The sequence below is a fragment of the Rhizobacter sp. P5_C2 genome (assembly GCF_054049715.1).
On record NZ_JBFULV010000055.1, the window covers coordinates 32214 to 46407 of the forward strand.

A 14194-nucleotide genomic window follows, 5' to 3' on the forward strand; every position below is an offset into this window, starting at 1 on the left:
GATCTCGACAAGGATTGACAGGCTATCGCAATCCGGCCGTGCCGTCACTGCCTACCATCGGGGCTCTTTCCCAGCCTCCCGGACCCGCATGAACACCCTGGCCACCCCGGCACCCGCATTGCGCAAGGACGCCACCGTCATCGGCCTCGTCGGCTTGGCGCACAGCATCAGTCACTTCAGCCAGTTGCTGCTGGCGCCGCTGTTCCCGTGGCTGAAGGATGCCTTCAACGTCGGCTATGCCGAACTCGGGCTGCTGATGTCGATCTTCTTCGTCGTCTCGTGCATCACGCAGGCGCTGTCGGGCTTCGTGGTCGACCGCTGCGGGCCGCGGCCGATCCTGTTCGCCGGGCTGGCGCTGCTGGGGCTGGCGGCGTTCGGGTTCTCGATCAGCACCAGCTGGTGGATGCTGGCGGCGTTCTCGGTGCTGGCCGGCATCGGCAACGGGGTGTTCCACCCGGTCGACTTCACGCTGCTGAACCGCAAGGTGCACCCGTCGCGGCTCGGCCATGCCTTCAGCGTGCACGGCATCACCGGCAGCCTGGGCTGGGCGCTGGCCCCTGCCATGCTGGTGCCGCTGACGCTGGCGTACTCGTGGCGTGTCGCGCTGGCCTGTGCCGGCGTGCTGGCGTTCACGGTGCTGGTGGTGCTGTGGTTCAACCGCGAGAAGCTGGCGCTCGAGGTGGTCGCACCCGCCAAGACCGCGGCGGCGCAACCTGCGGGCGGCAGCCTCGACTTCCTGCAGATCCCGGCGGTCTGGATGTGCTTCGCGTTCTTCTTTTTCTATGCGATGGCGCTGAGCGGCGTGCAGGCCTTCGCGCCCGAGGCGGCCCGCCTGCTGCACGACGTGCCGACGCAGCTGGCTGCTATCTGCCTGACGGTCTACATGGTGTGCAGTGCCGGCGGCATGGTGGTCGGCGGCTTCCTGGTGACCGACCCGGCGCGCTGCGAGCGCATCGTCGGCGCCGGCTTCGGCGTGGCCGCGGCGATCGCGCTGGTGCTCGGCTTCGCGGCGATCCCGGCGCTGGCGGTGCCGGTGCTGTTCGGTGCGATGGGGTTCGCGGCGGGCATCGCCGGGCCGTCGCGCGACCTGATCGTCAAGCGCTCGGCGCCTGACAACGCGACCGGCCGCGTCTATGGGGTCGTCTACTCGGGACTGGACATCGGGCAGGCGATTGCGCCGCTGCTGTTCGGCACGTTGATGGATTTGCACCGGCCGGCGCAGGTCTGGCTGGGGATCGCGGTGGTGCAGGGCGTCTTGATCGCCAGCGCCTTCAATGTGCGGCGGGTTCGCCGGACGGTGCTGGTGGCGGCCTGAGCTCGCGCGACAGCATCTGCGAATGCGCGAGGAAGGCCTGGGCGTCCTGCGACGCCAGGTCGTCCGCGAGCTGCGCCACGTTCGCCTCCAGCTGGGCCAGGGTCTGCGCGAAGGTGTCGAGCGCGGTCTTGCCGTTCGACAGCGTGCGGGTGCGGGCATACGACGGCGGGATCGACAGGTAGGCGTTCAATGCCTCCGGCAGGTGGACGATCGCGATGCGGCGCGCGTCGAACCCATCGTCGAGCGACAGGTGGCCGCGCGAGCGCTCCCACTGCCGGCGCAGCGCGTCCAGCGCCTTGCACAGCTCCAGCACGCGGGTCTGCAGGCTGGCGGGCAGGCGGTCGTCGGGGTTGTACTGGGTCAGCCCGCGCACGCCCTGCAGTGCACGCTCCATCGCTTCGCGCGTGTCGCCGTCGTCGCTGAACTGCAGGGCCTCCCAGCCGGGCCGCGACAGCGTCGGGAAGCCCAGCCACAGCCCGCCGACCACGAACCCGGCCGCGTAGCCGAGCACGGCCACTGGCAACGCGGCGTTGCCGAGCAGGCCGAGCCCCTTCAACACCAGCGCGATGCTCGCGAGCGCGAGGCCGATCCAGTTCGGTGCCGACGTGAGCACGCCCAGCAGGCGGCTGCCAAGCGAGCTACTGGTAGGCACGGATGTCCTTGAACACGCCGTACAGCGGTGTCTTGCGCGCATCGAACAGCCGGCCGCCGGTCACCTTCACCAGTTCGCTCAGCTGCTTCTCGTTGGCGTCGCCGAACAGCACCATGAACACGGGGATCGAGCGGGCGTCCTCGGGCAACAGCTCGTAGTCGCGCTTGAATTCCTCGAACGTGCGGCCCTTGTTGTTCTCGCCGTCGGTGAACGCCACCACCGAGTACTGGTAGCCGGGGCTCCTCTGCTTCTCGTCGGCCATGTTCTTCAGCGACTTCAGCACCGCGTCGAACAAGGCGGTGCCGCCGCGCATGTTCAGGCCGGCCGCGAAGGCCCGCACCTGTGCCAGCGCCTTCTGCTTGGCCGCGCTGTCCTCGATCACCTGCACGCCGCGGGCCGCCGGCGCGCCGGCCGGGATCTCGAAGCGCTGCAGGTCGTAGGGGTTGTCCGAGAACGGCTGCATCCACAGCCGCTCGCGATTCGTCAGCCGCGCGATGCGCCCGGTCAGCGATCGGTCGACGCCGGCGATGTAGTCGAGCGCCTGGATCAGCTGCTGCTGGCGGCCGTCGCGCTCCATGCTGCCGCTGGTGTCCAGCACGAAGGTCGACGCGATCGGGCGGCGGAACTCGTTCAGGTAGGCGTCGATCAGGCCGTCGGCCAGCGCGCGGTCGGGCGAGAACGGCAGCTCGATGCGCATCGCGTCGCGCGGCAGGATGTCGGCGACCTGCGCGGCCACCTCCGGCACCACCGGCCTGCGCAGCGTTTGGCGGGCGAGCCAGGTCTGCGCCGCCTCGCCCTTCAGCCAGGCGACCACCTTCAGGTAGTCGTCGCGCCGGGCGTCGTTCAGCAGCAGCAGCGGGTAGTCGGCGGTGCTCACGCCTTCGTGTGGATAGACGAGCACCAGCTTCTCGCGCAGCTTGCCCGACTGGTTCAAGCCCAGCAGCCAGCTCTCGTAGTTGATGAAGGCGTTGACGTCGATGCCCTGGCGCTCGATGAACTTCTCGGAGAGGTAGGTGGAGTTGTCGCCTGGCAGCCGGTAGCCCTTCAGGAACGCCGCGATGGCGCCGCGGTCGACATCGGCCGCGCCGAGCCCGTCGGTCTTCTGGGCGGCGCTCGCGACCACGCCCAGCAAGGCCATGAAGCCCTGGTTCGAAGTGGCGGGGTTGGACAGCGCGTAGCTCAGCTTCCCGGCTTTCGCCGCGGCGGCGATGTCCTTCCAGGTGACCTTGGCGGCGCGCTCCGGCCGGTCCCAGCCGAGCTGGCGGGCCGCCGATTCGCTGAGGCCGAGGGCGATCGGCGACAGCATGATCTTCTCCTGCAGCTTCACGCGCGACTGGCCCTGCGCGTCGGACAGCAGGTACTTGGCGTTGGCGAACCAGGCGAGGTCGGCACCGGACTGGCCGTTCAGCACCGCCTCGGTGCTCTCCATCGTGCCGCCGAAGCGGAACTGCAGGTTCACGCCGGTGGCCTTCAGCACCATCTGCTGCAGCGGCTCGATGTCGCGCAGGTCGGTGGTGGCCAGCACCCGCAGCGCCGGTGCCGCGGGCGGCGGTGGGGGTGGCGTGGCCGCGGTGTCGGCCGCCGGCCGGTCGCAGCCGGCGAAGGCCATGCACAACAGCGCCACGAGCGAGACACGCAAGGCAAACCTCATTGACCCATCTCCTTCGTCACCACGTCGATCATTTCCGCCATCAGCTCGAACGACGGCGGGTCCACCACCTGCGTCAGCCGGGTCTCCACCGCCAACCCGGTCGGCTGCACGGCCTTCGCGAAGCGCTCGGCATCGGCGATGCGAAAGCCGTGCTGCAGCGCGATGCCTTGCAACTCGGCGTCGTTCGACAGCAGCGCACCGAGCGCCTTCGCGCGCTCGCTGGTGGCGACGAACACCAGCTTGTTGGTGATGGTGGGCTGCGGGTACAGCAGCACCATGCCGCCGCCGATGCCGCCCTTGGCGAGCGCATGGCCGACGATCTGGTTCTCGTAGATCCACGCGAGCGGCGTCTTGCCGATGCCCTGCGACACGTAGTCCTCGAAATTGCCGTTGACGTAGTTCTCCTGGTAGCCCTGGCGCTTGAACAGCTCGGCCAGCCGCAGCGCCGTGCGGCGCGCGGTGTCGCGGTCGCTGACGGTCTCGCCGTTCAGCGCATTGCTGGCCAGCGCCAGGAACATCGCGGCCGAGTTGCTGCGCCGCACGTCGGTGGTCGACACCAGCACGCTGCGGCTCACGTCGTAGGCGGCGGCGTGCTTCAGGTCCTTCCAGCGCTTGCGCGCCAGCATCAGCTGCGTGAGCTTGTCCATGTCGACGCCGTACACCTGCGGCTGCAGCGGGCGGGCGATGCTGTTGTCGACCAGGATCTTCGCGATCGGCTCCCAGGATGCGATGACCAGCGGGGTGTGGAACGGCGAGTACGTCGCGGTCGCGATGCCGGCCTTTCGGCCCGCCTCGGTGACCTGCGTCGCCGCCACCACGCCCGAGGGGAAGAAGAAATCGGGGGTGGCGCCGGGCAGCACCCGCGCCGCCATGTCGCGGCTGCCGATGCGGGTGACCTGCACCGGCAGGCGGTGGGCGGCCAGCACCTGCACGACGCGCGGGTTCTTGAAGAAATCCTCGACGTCGACCGCAATCAGGCCGCTCAGCTCGGTCGCCGCGACCGCCTCGGCGGCGGCCTGCTGTGCCGGGTGGCCTCGCAGCGAGAACCAGAGTGCGCCGCCGAAGCCTCCCAGCAGGGCGAGCGTGACCAAGAGCCTGGCCGTTTTGTTCATGAAGACGTGACCGTCAATGCAGACGGCGCGAGTCTAGGGCCTGTTGGGGACGGTCAGACAGAACTGCGGTGCCGCGCGATGCAGGTGTCCAGCACCTCCCCGCCCGGCCGCTTCCACCAATCCTCGCTGGAGAAGATCTCCACCTCGCTGTAGCCCGCGTAGCCGGCGTCCTCGACCCAGCCACGGATGCGCGGGATGTCGATCACGCCGTCGCCCATCATCGCGCGGTCGTTCAGCAACTCGCGCGTGGGTAGCCGCCAGTCGCACACATGGAAGGCCAGCAGCCGCTCGCGGCCGGCGCGTTCGATCTGCGACTGCAGCTTCGGATCCCACCACACGTGGTACACGTCGAGCGCCACGCCGAGCGCGCCGCTGCGCCCGGGGTCGAGCGCATCGCACAGGTCCAGCGCCTGCTCCATCGTGTTGACGCAGGCGCGGTCGGCCGCGTACATCGGGTGCAGCGGCTCGATCGCGAGCGGCATGCCGGCGCGGCGCGAATGCTCGAGCGTCGCGGCGATGCCGTCGTGCACCTCGGCCCGCGCGGCGCCGAGGTCCTTGTGCGCGGCCCGCCCGTTCAATGCCCCGGGCAGCCCGCCGACCACCAGCACCAGGCACCGCGCGTTCAGTGCCCGCGCTTCGTCGACCGCACGCCGGTTGTCGTCGAGGGCACGCTGCCGCCCCTGCGCGTCCTCCGCCGGGAACATGCCGCCGCGGCAGTACCCGGACAACTCGATGCCGGTGTCCCGCACCAGACGCGCGATCGTGTCGAGCCCGACCGCGGCCACCTGGTCGCGCCACGGCGAGATCGCGCGAATGCCCCGGGTCGCGCACTCCAGCACGATGCGGTCGAGCGGCCATTGCGCCCGCACCGTCGCGGTGTTGATCGACAGCCAGCGGTGGTCGGCGCTGAAGTCCCTCATGTCAAGTCTCGTCAAGCGTCCACGCCGTGCAGGCCCAGCAGGTGCCGCATGCGCCGGGCCGCCAGCTCCGGCTGCTCGATCAGCCCGGCCCGGTCCGCCAGCCGCAGCAACTCGGCCAGGTGCGGCAACGAGCGCGTGCTCTGCTGCCCGCCGACCATCGCGAAATGGTCCTGGTGCCCGTTGATCCACGCCATGAAGACCACGCCGGTCTTGTAGAAGCGCGTAGGCGCCTTGAAGATGTGGCGCGACAGCGGCACCGTCGGCGCGAGGATCGCGTGGAAGCGGCTGCGGTCGTTCAGCGCCAGCGCCGCCAGCGCCGCGCTCGCGGCCGGCGCGATCGCGTCGAAGATGCCGAGCAGCGCATCGCTCTGCCGCTGCGACGGCGCGCTGCCGACCCCATCGCCCGCGATCAGCTCCGCGTAGTTGAAATCGTCGCCGGTGTACATGCGCACGCCGGGCGGCAGGCGGCGCCGCATCGCGATCTCGCGGTCCTTGTCGAGCAGCGAGATCTTGATGCCGTCGACCTGGGCCGGATTCGCCTCGATCACCGCCAGCGCGGTGTCCATCGCGCGGTCGACGTCGGCGCTGCCCCAGTAGCCGGCCAGCGCCGGGTCGAACATGGCGCCCAGCCAGTGCAGGATCACCGGCTCGCGAGCCTGGCGCAGCAGGCGGCCGTAGGCGTGCAGATAGTCGTCCGGGCCGCGCGCCACGCGGGCCAGCGCGCGGCTGGCCATCAGGATCAGCCGGCCGCCCAGCTTCTCGATCGCGGCCATCTGCTCCTCGTAGGCGCGGATCACGTCGTCGACGCCGCGCGCCGCGTCGGGCGCGAGCTRGTCGGTGCCGCAGCCGCTCGCGACGCGCGCGCCCGGCACGTCGCGCGCCGCATCGAGCGAGCGCGCGATCAGCTCGAGCGAAGTCGGCCAGTCCAGCCCCATGCCGCGCTGCGCGGTGTCCATCGCCTCGGCCACGCCCAGCCCCATGCGCCACAGGCGCTGGCGGTAGGCGATGGTGCGGTCCCAGTCGATCGCGCACTGCAGCCACGGGTCGATCGGCGCGAGCGGGTCGGCCACCACGTGCGCCGCCGAATATGCGATGCGGTTGAAGGCCGGCTCGGCCGGCGCGCGCCAGGCCTCGCGCGCCGACAGCGTGTAGCGCGCGAGGCGGCCGTCGGGCTGCGGCAGCGGCAAGGTCAAGTTCGCGGTCAGGCTCATCGCAATCCCTCGTGTCGTCAGAGCGCCAGCGCCGGCACGTCGACCCAGCGCCGTTCCTTCCAGCTTTTCAGCGCCGCCTCCACCAGCTGCACGCCCTTGGCCCCTTCGGGCAGCGTGAAGCGGTACGGCGCGTCCTCGGCCACGTGGCGCAGGAACTGTTCCCACTGCAGCTTGAAGCCGTTGTCGTAGGGCTGGGTGTCGGGCACCTCCTGCCACTGATCGATGAACGGCATGGTCTGGCGCGTGTCGGGATTCCACACCGGGCGCGGCGTGTTCACGCGCGCCTGGCTGCGGCAGTCGGTCAGCCCGGCCACCGCCGAGCCGTGCGTGCCGTCGACATGGAAGGTGACCAGGTCGTCGCGCCGGACGCGCGTCACCCACGAGCTGTTGACCTGCGCGATCACGCCGCCGGCCAGCTGGAAGGTCGCGTAGGCGGCGTCGTCGGCGGTGGCGTGGTACGGCTTGCCGGCTTCGTCGAAGCGCTCGGGGATGTGGGTGGTGCCCAGGCACGACACCGACTGCACCTCGCCGAACAGGTTGTCCAGCACGTAGCGCCAGTGGCAGACCATGTCGAGGATGATGCCGCCGCCGTCTTCCTGCCGGTAGTTCCACGACGGCCGCTGGATCGGCTGCAGGTCGCCCTCGAACACCCAGTAGCCGAACTCGATGCGCACCGACAGGATGCGGCCGAAGAAGCCGGCACGCTTCAACAGGTCCAGCTTGCGCAGGCCGGGCAGGAACAGCTTGTCCTGCACCGCACCGTGCTTCACGCCGGCCTGCTGCGCGAGGCGGCACACCTCCAGCGCCTCGGACAGGTTGGTCGCGATGGGCTTCTCGCAGTAGACGTGCTTGCCGGCGCGGATCGCCTGCGCCAGCAGCGTCGGGCGCATCTGCGTCGTGCCGGCATCGAAGAACACCGTGTCGTTGCGGTCGGCCATCGCGCTGTCGAGGTTGGTGCCCCAGCGCGCGATGCCGTGCGCCTTCGCGAGCGCCTCGATCTTGCCGGCATCGCGGCCGATCAGCACCGGGTCGGGCATCAGCCGGTCGCCATTGGCGAGCGCCACGCCGCCCTGGTTGCGGATCGCGACGATGGAGCGGATCAGGTGCTGGTTCATGCCCATGCGGCCGGTGACGCCGTGCATGATCAGACCGAGTCGTTGTGTGGCCATGGGGCTCCTTGCGTTAGACGAATGTGGCGGCCTGCGACAGCGGCTGCATCGCCGACCAGTCCGGCGTGGCCGCGTGGGCGTAGCCGGGGCCGGCCAGCGAATGGAGATCGATGCGGCCGCCGGCGATGCGCAGGCGGCCGTCGGCGTCGTACAGGTCGGGATGGGCCTGCACGAAAGCCTGGCGTTCGGCCGCTGGCGCGGCACCGAAGCCGTCGGCGTAGTGGTGGCCGTTGCGCTCGGCATGCGAAAGGCCGAGCAGCGCGGCCAGCGCCAGGTCCTGCTGCACTGCTAGGCCGGCCTGGCAGGTCAGGTCCTCGGCCGACATGAACCACGCGGGCGGCTGGCCGTCGCGTTGCGCGGCCTGGTTCCAGCGCTCGCAGCGCGCGCGGTTGACCAGCGATTTGTAGAAGCCCTTGCAGCCCTTGCTCGACACGCCGTGCCAGCCGGCGTCGCGGCCGCGCACGAAGGCGTCCAGCGTGCCGTCGGCCTCGTCCATCAGCAAGGGGCAGGGCAGTGCGGGCAGTGCGCCGTCGAACGAGCGATCGCGCGGCAGCGGCTGTTCGAGGTACAGCAGCGCATCGGGCCGCGCGGCGTACGCGGACCGGGCGGCCAGCCGCGCGAACAGGTCGAGCAGCGCGGCGGTGTCGCCGTACTGCTCGTTGCCGTCCAGCGTGTAGCGGTGGCCGGGCGCATCGCGGTCGAGCACCGCCAGCACCTCGCCGAGGCGTTGCGCGTCGGCCTGCGGATCGCCGCCGAGCTTGATCTTGAACACCCGGTGCCCGTAGCGCGCGATCACCGCCGGCAGGCTCACCGGCAGCGGGCCGGCGTCGGCGGGCTGCGCCTGCAACGCATCGAGCATGCCGACGGTGTGGCGGGCCTCGATGTGCGGCCGCGGCACCAGCGTCGGCAGCCAGCCATTCCAGTCGAAGCCGCGCAGGTCGGGCAGCAGCGCGCTCGGCTGCAGGCCGATCGCATTGCGCGCGACCGCATCGAACATCGACAGGCCGAGCGCCCGGCACAGCGCATCGATCACCGCGCGGTCGACCACGGCCTGGCCGAAGGCGCTCGACAGCTCGGTCGCCCCGGCGTGGCGGCCGGCGTCGGCCAGCGCGGCCGCATGGCGCTGGAACAGCTCGAACGCGCTGGCCGATGCGTCGCCGGCATAGGCTTGCACCGTGCGCTCGACCGCATCGGCCAGGTGCTCGACGTTCTGCGCATGCGAGAAGCCGGCGCGCTTGTCGAACCACTTCGGCACCATCAGTTCGGCCGCATGGCCCTGCCAGCTGCCGCGGCCGGCCACTTCGACGGTGACGCGCACGAAGAGCTGCGGGCAGCGGTACAGCGTGACCGCGCCGAAGCGGAACGGCAGGCGCAGCGCGACCGGCCGCACGCCGCAGTCGACCGCGCGCACGACCAGCAGGATGCCTTCGCTTCTCACTTGCTTGTTCCAGAGTCAGTGCGCATCGAGCGACCCTTGCGCAAAGAAGTGCGCGCGCAGCGTCTTCGCGTACGCGGCGAAGGCCTCGCTGCCCATCACGTCGAGCGAGCGCGGCCGCGGCAGCGCGATGTCGTACACCGCGGCGATGGCGCCCGGCCGCTCGGTCATCACGAACACCCTGTCGGACAGGAAGATCGCCTCCGGGATGCTGTGCGTGATCAGCAGCACCGTCTTGCCGGAGGCGCCCCAGATGCGCTGCAGCTCGAGGTTCATGCGCTCGCGCGTCATCGCGTCGAGCGCGCCGAAGGGCTCGTCCATCAGTAGCACCGGCGGGTCGTGCAGCAGCGCGCGCAGGATCGCCACGCGCTGCTGCATGCCGCCCGACAGCTGCCACGGGTACTTGTTCTCGAAGCCGCGCAGCCCGGCCATCTCGATCAGCTGCTGCGCCCGTTCGCGGGCCGCCGCCATCGGCAGGCCGCGGATCTCGGCCTGCAGCAGGATGTTGTCGATGACGCGCCGCCACGGCAGCAGCAGCGCGTTCTGGAACACGATGCCCACGTCGGTCTGCGGGCCGTGCACCGCGTGGCCGGACAGCGTCAACTCGCCGCCGCTGGCCGGCAGCAGCCCGGCCACCAGCTTCATCAGCGTGCTCTTGCCGCAGCCCGACGGGCCGACCACCGAGACGAACTCGCCGGCACGGATCGACAGGTCGAGCGGGCGCAGCGTCTCGACGTCGCCGTCCTGCGTGCGGTAGGTCTTGTGCAGGCCGCGCGCCTCGATCAACACGGGCGCGGGTTCGGCCAAGGCCACGGGTTTCAGCACGGCGCTCATCGGCAGGTCACGGCAGGTAATCCAGCGAGACGTAGTCTTCCGGCTTGCCGCGCGTGGCCGGGTCCATGCCGCCGTACTGCACCAGCAGGTCCAGCGATTCGCCGACGTTCTTCATCGACACCCGCAGCGGCCGCAGCGCCCGCGTCTCGTCGGTGTGGTACAGCGCCGTCGTCAGCTTCAGGCCGGCCAGCATGGTGTCGCGCTGGCCCGATTTCGGGTTCGCCTTCAGCGTCGCGTCGACCGCCGCCTCGGGGTTCTTCTCGGCCTCTTCGAGTGCGCGCGTGGTGGCGCGCAGGAAGCGCTTCACCAGGTCGGGCTTGGCGGACAGCGTGTCCTTGTGGGCGACGATGCCGGAGCTGATCAGGTTGACGCCGTAGTCGGCAAAGCGCACCACCTGCACCGGCTTCTTCGTCGCGTCCTGCAGCTTGATGTTCTGGTCCATCACGTAGCCGAGCAGCAGGTCGGCCTGGCCGTTGATCACCGCGTTCAGCTTGGTCTGCGCGTCGCCCGAGACGGTCTTGAACTGGCTTTCCTGCAGCCCGGTCTTCTTCAGGAACAGCGGCCAGATCTGGCTCATCGAATCGCCGGGCGTCATCGCGACGGTCTTGCCCGCGATGTCCTTCGCGGTCTTCACGCCCTTCTCGGAGAAGCCCATCACCGACATCGGGCTCACCTGCAGCGCGACGCCCACTGCCTTCACCGGCGCGCCCTTGGCAGCGGCCTTCACCATCGTCGGCACGTCGACATAGCCGAAGGTGGCCGAACCCGCCGCCACCGCCTGGATCGACACCGCCGAGCCGCGGCCTTCCTGGATCTCCAGGTCGATGTTCTCGGCCTCGTAGAAGCCTTTCTCCTTGCCGATGAAGAAAGGCGCGTGCTCGCTGTACACGTACCAGTTCAGCAGCAGCACGACCTTGTCGCGCGACTGCGCGAAGGCCGGCAGCGCCAGCGTGGAGCCCAGGGCGGCCAGCGCAGCTGCGCGAGCCAGGGTGCGTCGTCTCATGCTTGTCTCCTTCGTTGTTCGGTTTCGTGTGCTCAATGCATCGGCTGATGCCCGCCACGCTGCGACGCGTGCCATGGCATCAGCCAGCGTTCGACCCCTTCGATCGCCAGGAACAGCAGCACGCCGACCAGCGACAGCAGCACCAGCGCGGCGAACATCAGCGGCAGGTCGAAGCTGCCGGTGGCCTTCTGCAGCACGTAGCCGATGCCGGAGTTCGAGCCGACGAACTCGCCGACCACCGCACCCACCACCGCCAGCGTCACCGAGACCTTCAGGCCGCTGAAGATCGACGGCAGCGCGGTCGGCAGCCGGAACTTGAGGAACACCTTCCACGGGCTCGCGCCCATCGAGCGCGCCAGGTCGATCACGTCGGCCTCGACCGACTTGAAGCCCTGCACCGTGGCCACCACCACCGGGAAGAAGCCGAGCAGGAAAGCCGCGATCACCTTGGGCACGATGCCGAAGCCGAACCACACGACGAAGAGCGGCGCGATCGCGACCTTGGGGATCGACTGCGAGAACACCAGCAGCGGGTACACGAAGCTCTCGACCAGCCGCGACGATGCGATCCACATCGCGATCGGCACGCCGAACAGCGCCGACAGCGCAAAGCCGGCCAGCGTGGCGTACAGCGTCGGCAGCGTCTCGCGCAGCAGCATCGGCCCCTCGGCCACCAGCTGGTGCGCCACCGACCACGGCGTGGGGATCAGGTAGGGCGGGATGCGGAACACCCGCACCGCCAGGTCCCACAGCACCAGCAGCACCACCAGCAGCCAGGCCGGGCGCAGCGCGGGGGACAGGAGCCAGCGGGTCATCGTGCCGTCCTTTTCACCAGTTGGTGAATTACGTCGGGGCTCGTGTCCCGCGACGGTCAGTCCCGCAGGACGTAGCCCATCACCACCTCGGTGATGTGCGAGAGGCGCTCCGACAAGGCCTTGGGCGCCATCAGGTCGCGCCCGAAGATGGTCGACAGCGTGTGGTTGTTCGACAGGTAGAAGTACGCGAGGCCGGCGATCGAGATGTAGAGCTGCACCGCGTCGACGCCGCCGCGGAACACGCCGTCGCGGCGGCCGCGCTCGAGCACCTCGCCGAGCGTCTGCACCAGCGGCGAGTTCATCTCGAGGATGCGGCCGGACGCCTTCAGGTGGCGCGCGCGGTGCAGGTTCTCGCTGTTGAGCAGCGTCAGGAATTCCGGGTGCGCGAGGTAGTGCTCCCAGGTGAACGACACCAGCCGGCGCACCGCGTCGGGCGGGCTCAGGCGTTCGAGGTGCAGCTCGCGTTCGGCGTTGCGGATGTCGGCATAGGTCTGCTCGAGCACCGCGAGGAACAGCTCGTCCTTGCCGCCGAAGTAGTAGTAGATCAGGCGCTTGTTGACGCCGGCGCGCTCGGCGATGCCGTCGATGCGGGCGCCGCCCAGGCCGCGCTCGGCGAACTCGTGCATCGCGGCGCGCAGGATCTCCTGCTGCGTGCGCTCGGCGTCACGGGTGCGCAGCTCGACGACGTTGGGGGCGGCATGGGCTGCGGCGGAGGCGGGCGACGGCATGGCGCCCATAATTCAACGCCTGGTGAATTATGGGCATCCGGTCGAACCCTAGTTCGGCAGGCGCAGGCCCATCAGGCTGTCGATCGCCGCGCGGGTGATCGTGTTCGGCAAGGCCGGCACGATGGCCTTCAACGACGCCGGGATGGCGCCCGGGTGGACCATCGCCACCTGCACCGCGCGCGATTGCTCGTCGAGCAGCACCAGGTAGTAGCGGTCGTCCACCGGGCGGCGCCAGACCGGGCCGGCGCTGCCGCGGGTGTTGGCGTCGATCACCGCCCCCTGCTTCATCACCGTCAGGCTGTTGGCATCGAGCAGGTCGGCATCGGCCGCGAAGTGGTCCATCGTGCAACCCTTGACGCCGCAGGTCGAGCCGCCCAGCGAGCCGACCTGGTAGGAGCGGATGCCGGTGCTGATGATGTCGCGGTTGCCGTACTGCGTGCCCTGCGATTCGGAGACGACCTCGAGGATGTTGATCTGGCCGCAGCCGTCGCCGAGCCCGGCGTTGCCGGGGGTGTTGCTGAAGCAGTGGCAGGGGCTGTAGCCCGACCAGCCGTCGCGGTACAGCTCCGACGGGGCGACCGCGAGCCACGGCGAATCCTCCGCCTTCTCGTCCTTGCCGTCGGTGACGCAGCTCAGCGGCTTCATCGACGCGTCGTCGGCGTAGGGCATGCCGGCCAGCATCACGACGAGCTTGGAGCCCTTCCAGCCGACGAAGTCGAGGTCGGATCCCGGGCAATACGGGTCGCTGCCGGGGCCGCACTTGAACGGCTTCTCCTGGGAAGCGAAGACGGTGCAGCTGTTGCCGAGCTCGCTGGGCAGCACCTTCGAACCTTTCGGTCCGGAGAAGTGGAAGTTGTACGGCTTGTCGGGCGTGCGGCGGTCCCAGAACGAGCGGATCGCCCAGTTGCCGTCGTTGGCGTCCAGCGGCTGGTAGACGACCAGCTGTTTGATGCGCAGCGGGCCGTCGAGCACCAGCCCGAGTTCTTCGTTGAACGGGCTGATCTTGTCGCTGGTGACCTCGTGCTTGGTGCGGCAGCAGGATTCATCACCCCACGGGAACTTCAGGATTTCCGACTGCACGTTGCAGCTCGCGCTGCCGGCCTGCGCCTCGGTGCGGCGGCCCCAGTAGCCCTTGGCGCCGATGTTGGTGAAGGTCAGCGTGCCGCCGAGCGACGGCGTGCCGTTGTTGCTGGTCGGGGACGCGGTGTGGGCGGGGGCCTGGGTGTTGCCGAGGTCCGGCCAGGTGTTGGCGGACGGTGCGGGGGCGGGAGCAGGGCTCGGCGCCGGAGCTGGCGCCGGGCTGGGTGCGGGGCTCGGTGCAGGGGCCGGGCTCGGGGAGGGTGCAGGGC

At 69.9% G+C, this 14194-nt stretch carries 13 protein-coding genes; 1 reads left to right on the forward strand and 12 read right to left on the reverse strand.

Annotated elements, in window-relative coordinates; all coding sequences use genetic code 11:
- The first annotated feature begins 88 nt into the window (after positions 1-88).
- Positions 89-1315 carry an MFS transporter gene (locus ACXJLU_RS20140; RefSeq protein WP_457333997.1) on the forward strand — a complete coding sequence of 409 codons (1227 nt, stop codon included), beginning with the start codon at positions 89-91 and terminating at the stop codon, positions 1313-1315.
- On the opposite strand, the gene ACXJLU_RS20145 is transcribed toward ACXJLU_RS20140, so the two are convergent.
- The 12 genes from ACXJLU_RS20145 to ACXJLU_RS20200 all read right to left on the reverse strand — a co-directional run.
- Positions 1272-1967 (reverse strand): hypothetical protein, encoded by a 696-nt coding sequence (locus ACXJLU_RS20145; protein ID WP_457333999.1) that lies wholly within the window; start codon positions 1965-1967, stop codon positions 1272-1274. The genes ACXJLU_RS20140 and ACXJLU_RS20145 overlap by 44 nt on opposite strands.
- On the reverse strand, positions 1954-3618 hold the full coding sequence (locus ACXJLU_RS20150; RefSeq protein ID WP_457334001.1) for a vWA domain-containing protein: 1665 nt from the start codon (positions 3616-3618) through the stop codon (positions 1954-1956). The genes ACXJLU_RS20145 and ACXJLU_RS20150 overlap by 14 nt, the downstream gene beginning before the upstream one ends.
- Entirely contained in the window at positions 3615-4730 is a 1116-nt protein-coding gene (locus ACXJLU_RS20155) for a hypothetical protein (protein WP_457334003.1), read from the reverse strand. Before ACXJLU_RS20155 ends, ACXJLU_RS20150 begins: the two co-directional genes overlap by 4 nt.
- A gap of 53 nt (positions 4731-4783) precedes the next feature.
- Positions 4784-5650 carry a sugar phosphate isomerase/epimerase family protein gene (locus tag ACXJLU_RS20160; protein ID WP_457334005.1) on the reverse strand — a complete coding sequence of 289 codons (867 nt, stop codon included), beginning with the start codon at positions 5648-5650 and terminating at the stop codon, positions 4784-4786.
- 11 nt (positions 5651-5661) lie between these two features.
- Positions 5662-6861 (reverse strand): dihydrodipicolinate synthase family protein, encoded by a 1200-nt coding sequence (locus ACXJLU_RS20165; protein ID WP_457334007.1) that lies wholly within the window; start codon positions 6859-6861, stop codon positions 5662-5664.
- A 17-nt stretch (positions 6862-6878) separates the two neighbouring features.
- Positions 6879-8030, reverse strand: coding sequence for a Gfo/Idh/MocA family protein (locus ACXJLU_RS20170; protein ID WP_457334009.1), 1152 nt, complete (start codon positions 8028-8030; stop codon positions 6879-6881).
- Between the two features lie 13 nt (positions 8031-8043).
- Positions 8044-9468 carry an enolase-like domain-containing protein gene (locus tag ACXJLU_RS20175; protein ID WP_457334011.1) on the reverse strand — a complete coding sequence of 475 codons (1425 nt, stop codon included), beginning with the start codon at positions 9466-9468 and terminating at the stop codon, positions 8044-8046.
- A gap of 15 nt (positions 9469-9483) precedes the next feature.
- A complete protein-coding gene (locus tag ACXJLU_RS20180; RefSeq protein ID WP_457334013.1) occupies positions 9484-10299 on the reverse strand; it encodes an ABC transporter ATP-binding protein in 816 nt (271 codons plus the stop codon).
- Between the two features lie 7 nt (positions 10300-10306).
- Positions 10307-11302, reverse strand: coding sequence for an ABC transporter substrate-binding protein (locus tag ACXJLU_RS20185; RefSeq protein WP_457334015.1), 996 nt, complete (start codon positions 11300-11302; stop codon positions 10307-10309).
- A 32-nt stretch (positions 11303-11334) separates the two neighbouring features.
- On the reverse strand, positions 11335-12117 hold the full coding sequence (locus ACXJLU_RS20190) for an ABC transporter permease (protein WP_457334017.1): 783 nt from the start codon (positions 12115-12117) through the stop codon (positions 11335-11337).
- A 56-nt stretch (positions 12118-12173) separates the two neighbouring features.
- On the reverse strand, positions 12174-12845 hold the full coding sequence (locus ACXJLU_RS20195) for a TetR/AcrR family transcriptional regulator (RefSeq protein WP_457334018.1): 672 nt from the start codon (positions 12843-12845) through the stop codon (positions 12174-12176).
- Between the two features lie 48 nt (positions 12846-12893).
- The coding region (locus tag ACXJLU_RS20200) for a DUF2403 domain-containing lipoprotein (protein WP_457334020.1) at positions 12894-14194 on the reverse strand (1301 nt) is incomplete at its 5' end.

Excerpts from the sequence above, each read along its gene's own strand:
- ACXJLU_RS20140 (WP_457333997.1), top strand. The coding sequence starts at position 89 with ATGAACACCCTGGCCACCCCGGCACCCGCATTGCGCAAGGACGCCACC.
- ACXJLU_RS20150 (WP_457334001.1), bottom strand. The coding sequence starts at position 3,618 with ATGAGGTTTGCCTTGCGTGTCTCGCTCGTGGCGCTGTTGTGCATGGCC.
- ACXJLU_RS20155 (WP_457334003.1), bottom strand. The coding sequence starts at position 4,730 with ATGAACAAAACGGCCAGGCTCTTGGTCACGCTCGCCCTGCTGGGAGGC.
- ACXJLU_RS20160 (WP_457334005.1), bottom strand. The coding sequence starts at position 5,650 with ATGAGGGACTTCAGCGCCGACCACCGCTGGCTGTCGATCAACACCGCG.
- ACXJLU_RS20170 (WP_457334009.1), bottom strand. The coding sequence starts at position 8,030 with ATGGCCACACAACGACTCGGTCTGATCATGCACGGCGTCACCGGCCGC.
- ACXJLU_RS20180 (WP_457334013.1), bottom strand. The coding sequence starts at position 10,299 with ATGAGCGCCGTGCTGAAACCCGTGGCCTTGGCCGAACCCGCGCCCGTG.
- ACXJLU_RS20185 (WP_457334015.1), bottom strand. The coding sequence starts at position 11,302 with ATGAGACGACGCACCCTGGCTCGCGCAGCTGCGCTGGCCGCCCTGGGC.
- ACXJLU_RS20190 (WP_457334017.1), bottom strand. The coding sequence starts at position 12,117 with ATGACCCGCTGGCTCCTGTCCCCCGCGCTGCGCCCGGCCTGGCTGCTG.
- ACXJLU_RS20195 (WP_457334018.1), bottom strand. The coding sequence starts at position 12,845 with ATGCCGTCGCCCGCCTCCGCCGCAGCCCATGCCGCCCCCAACGTCGTC.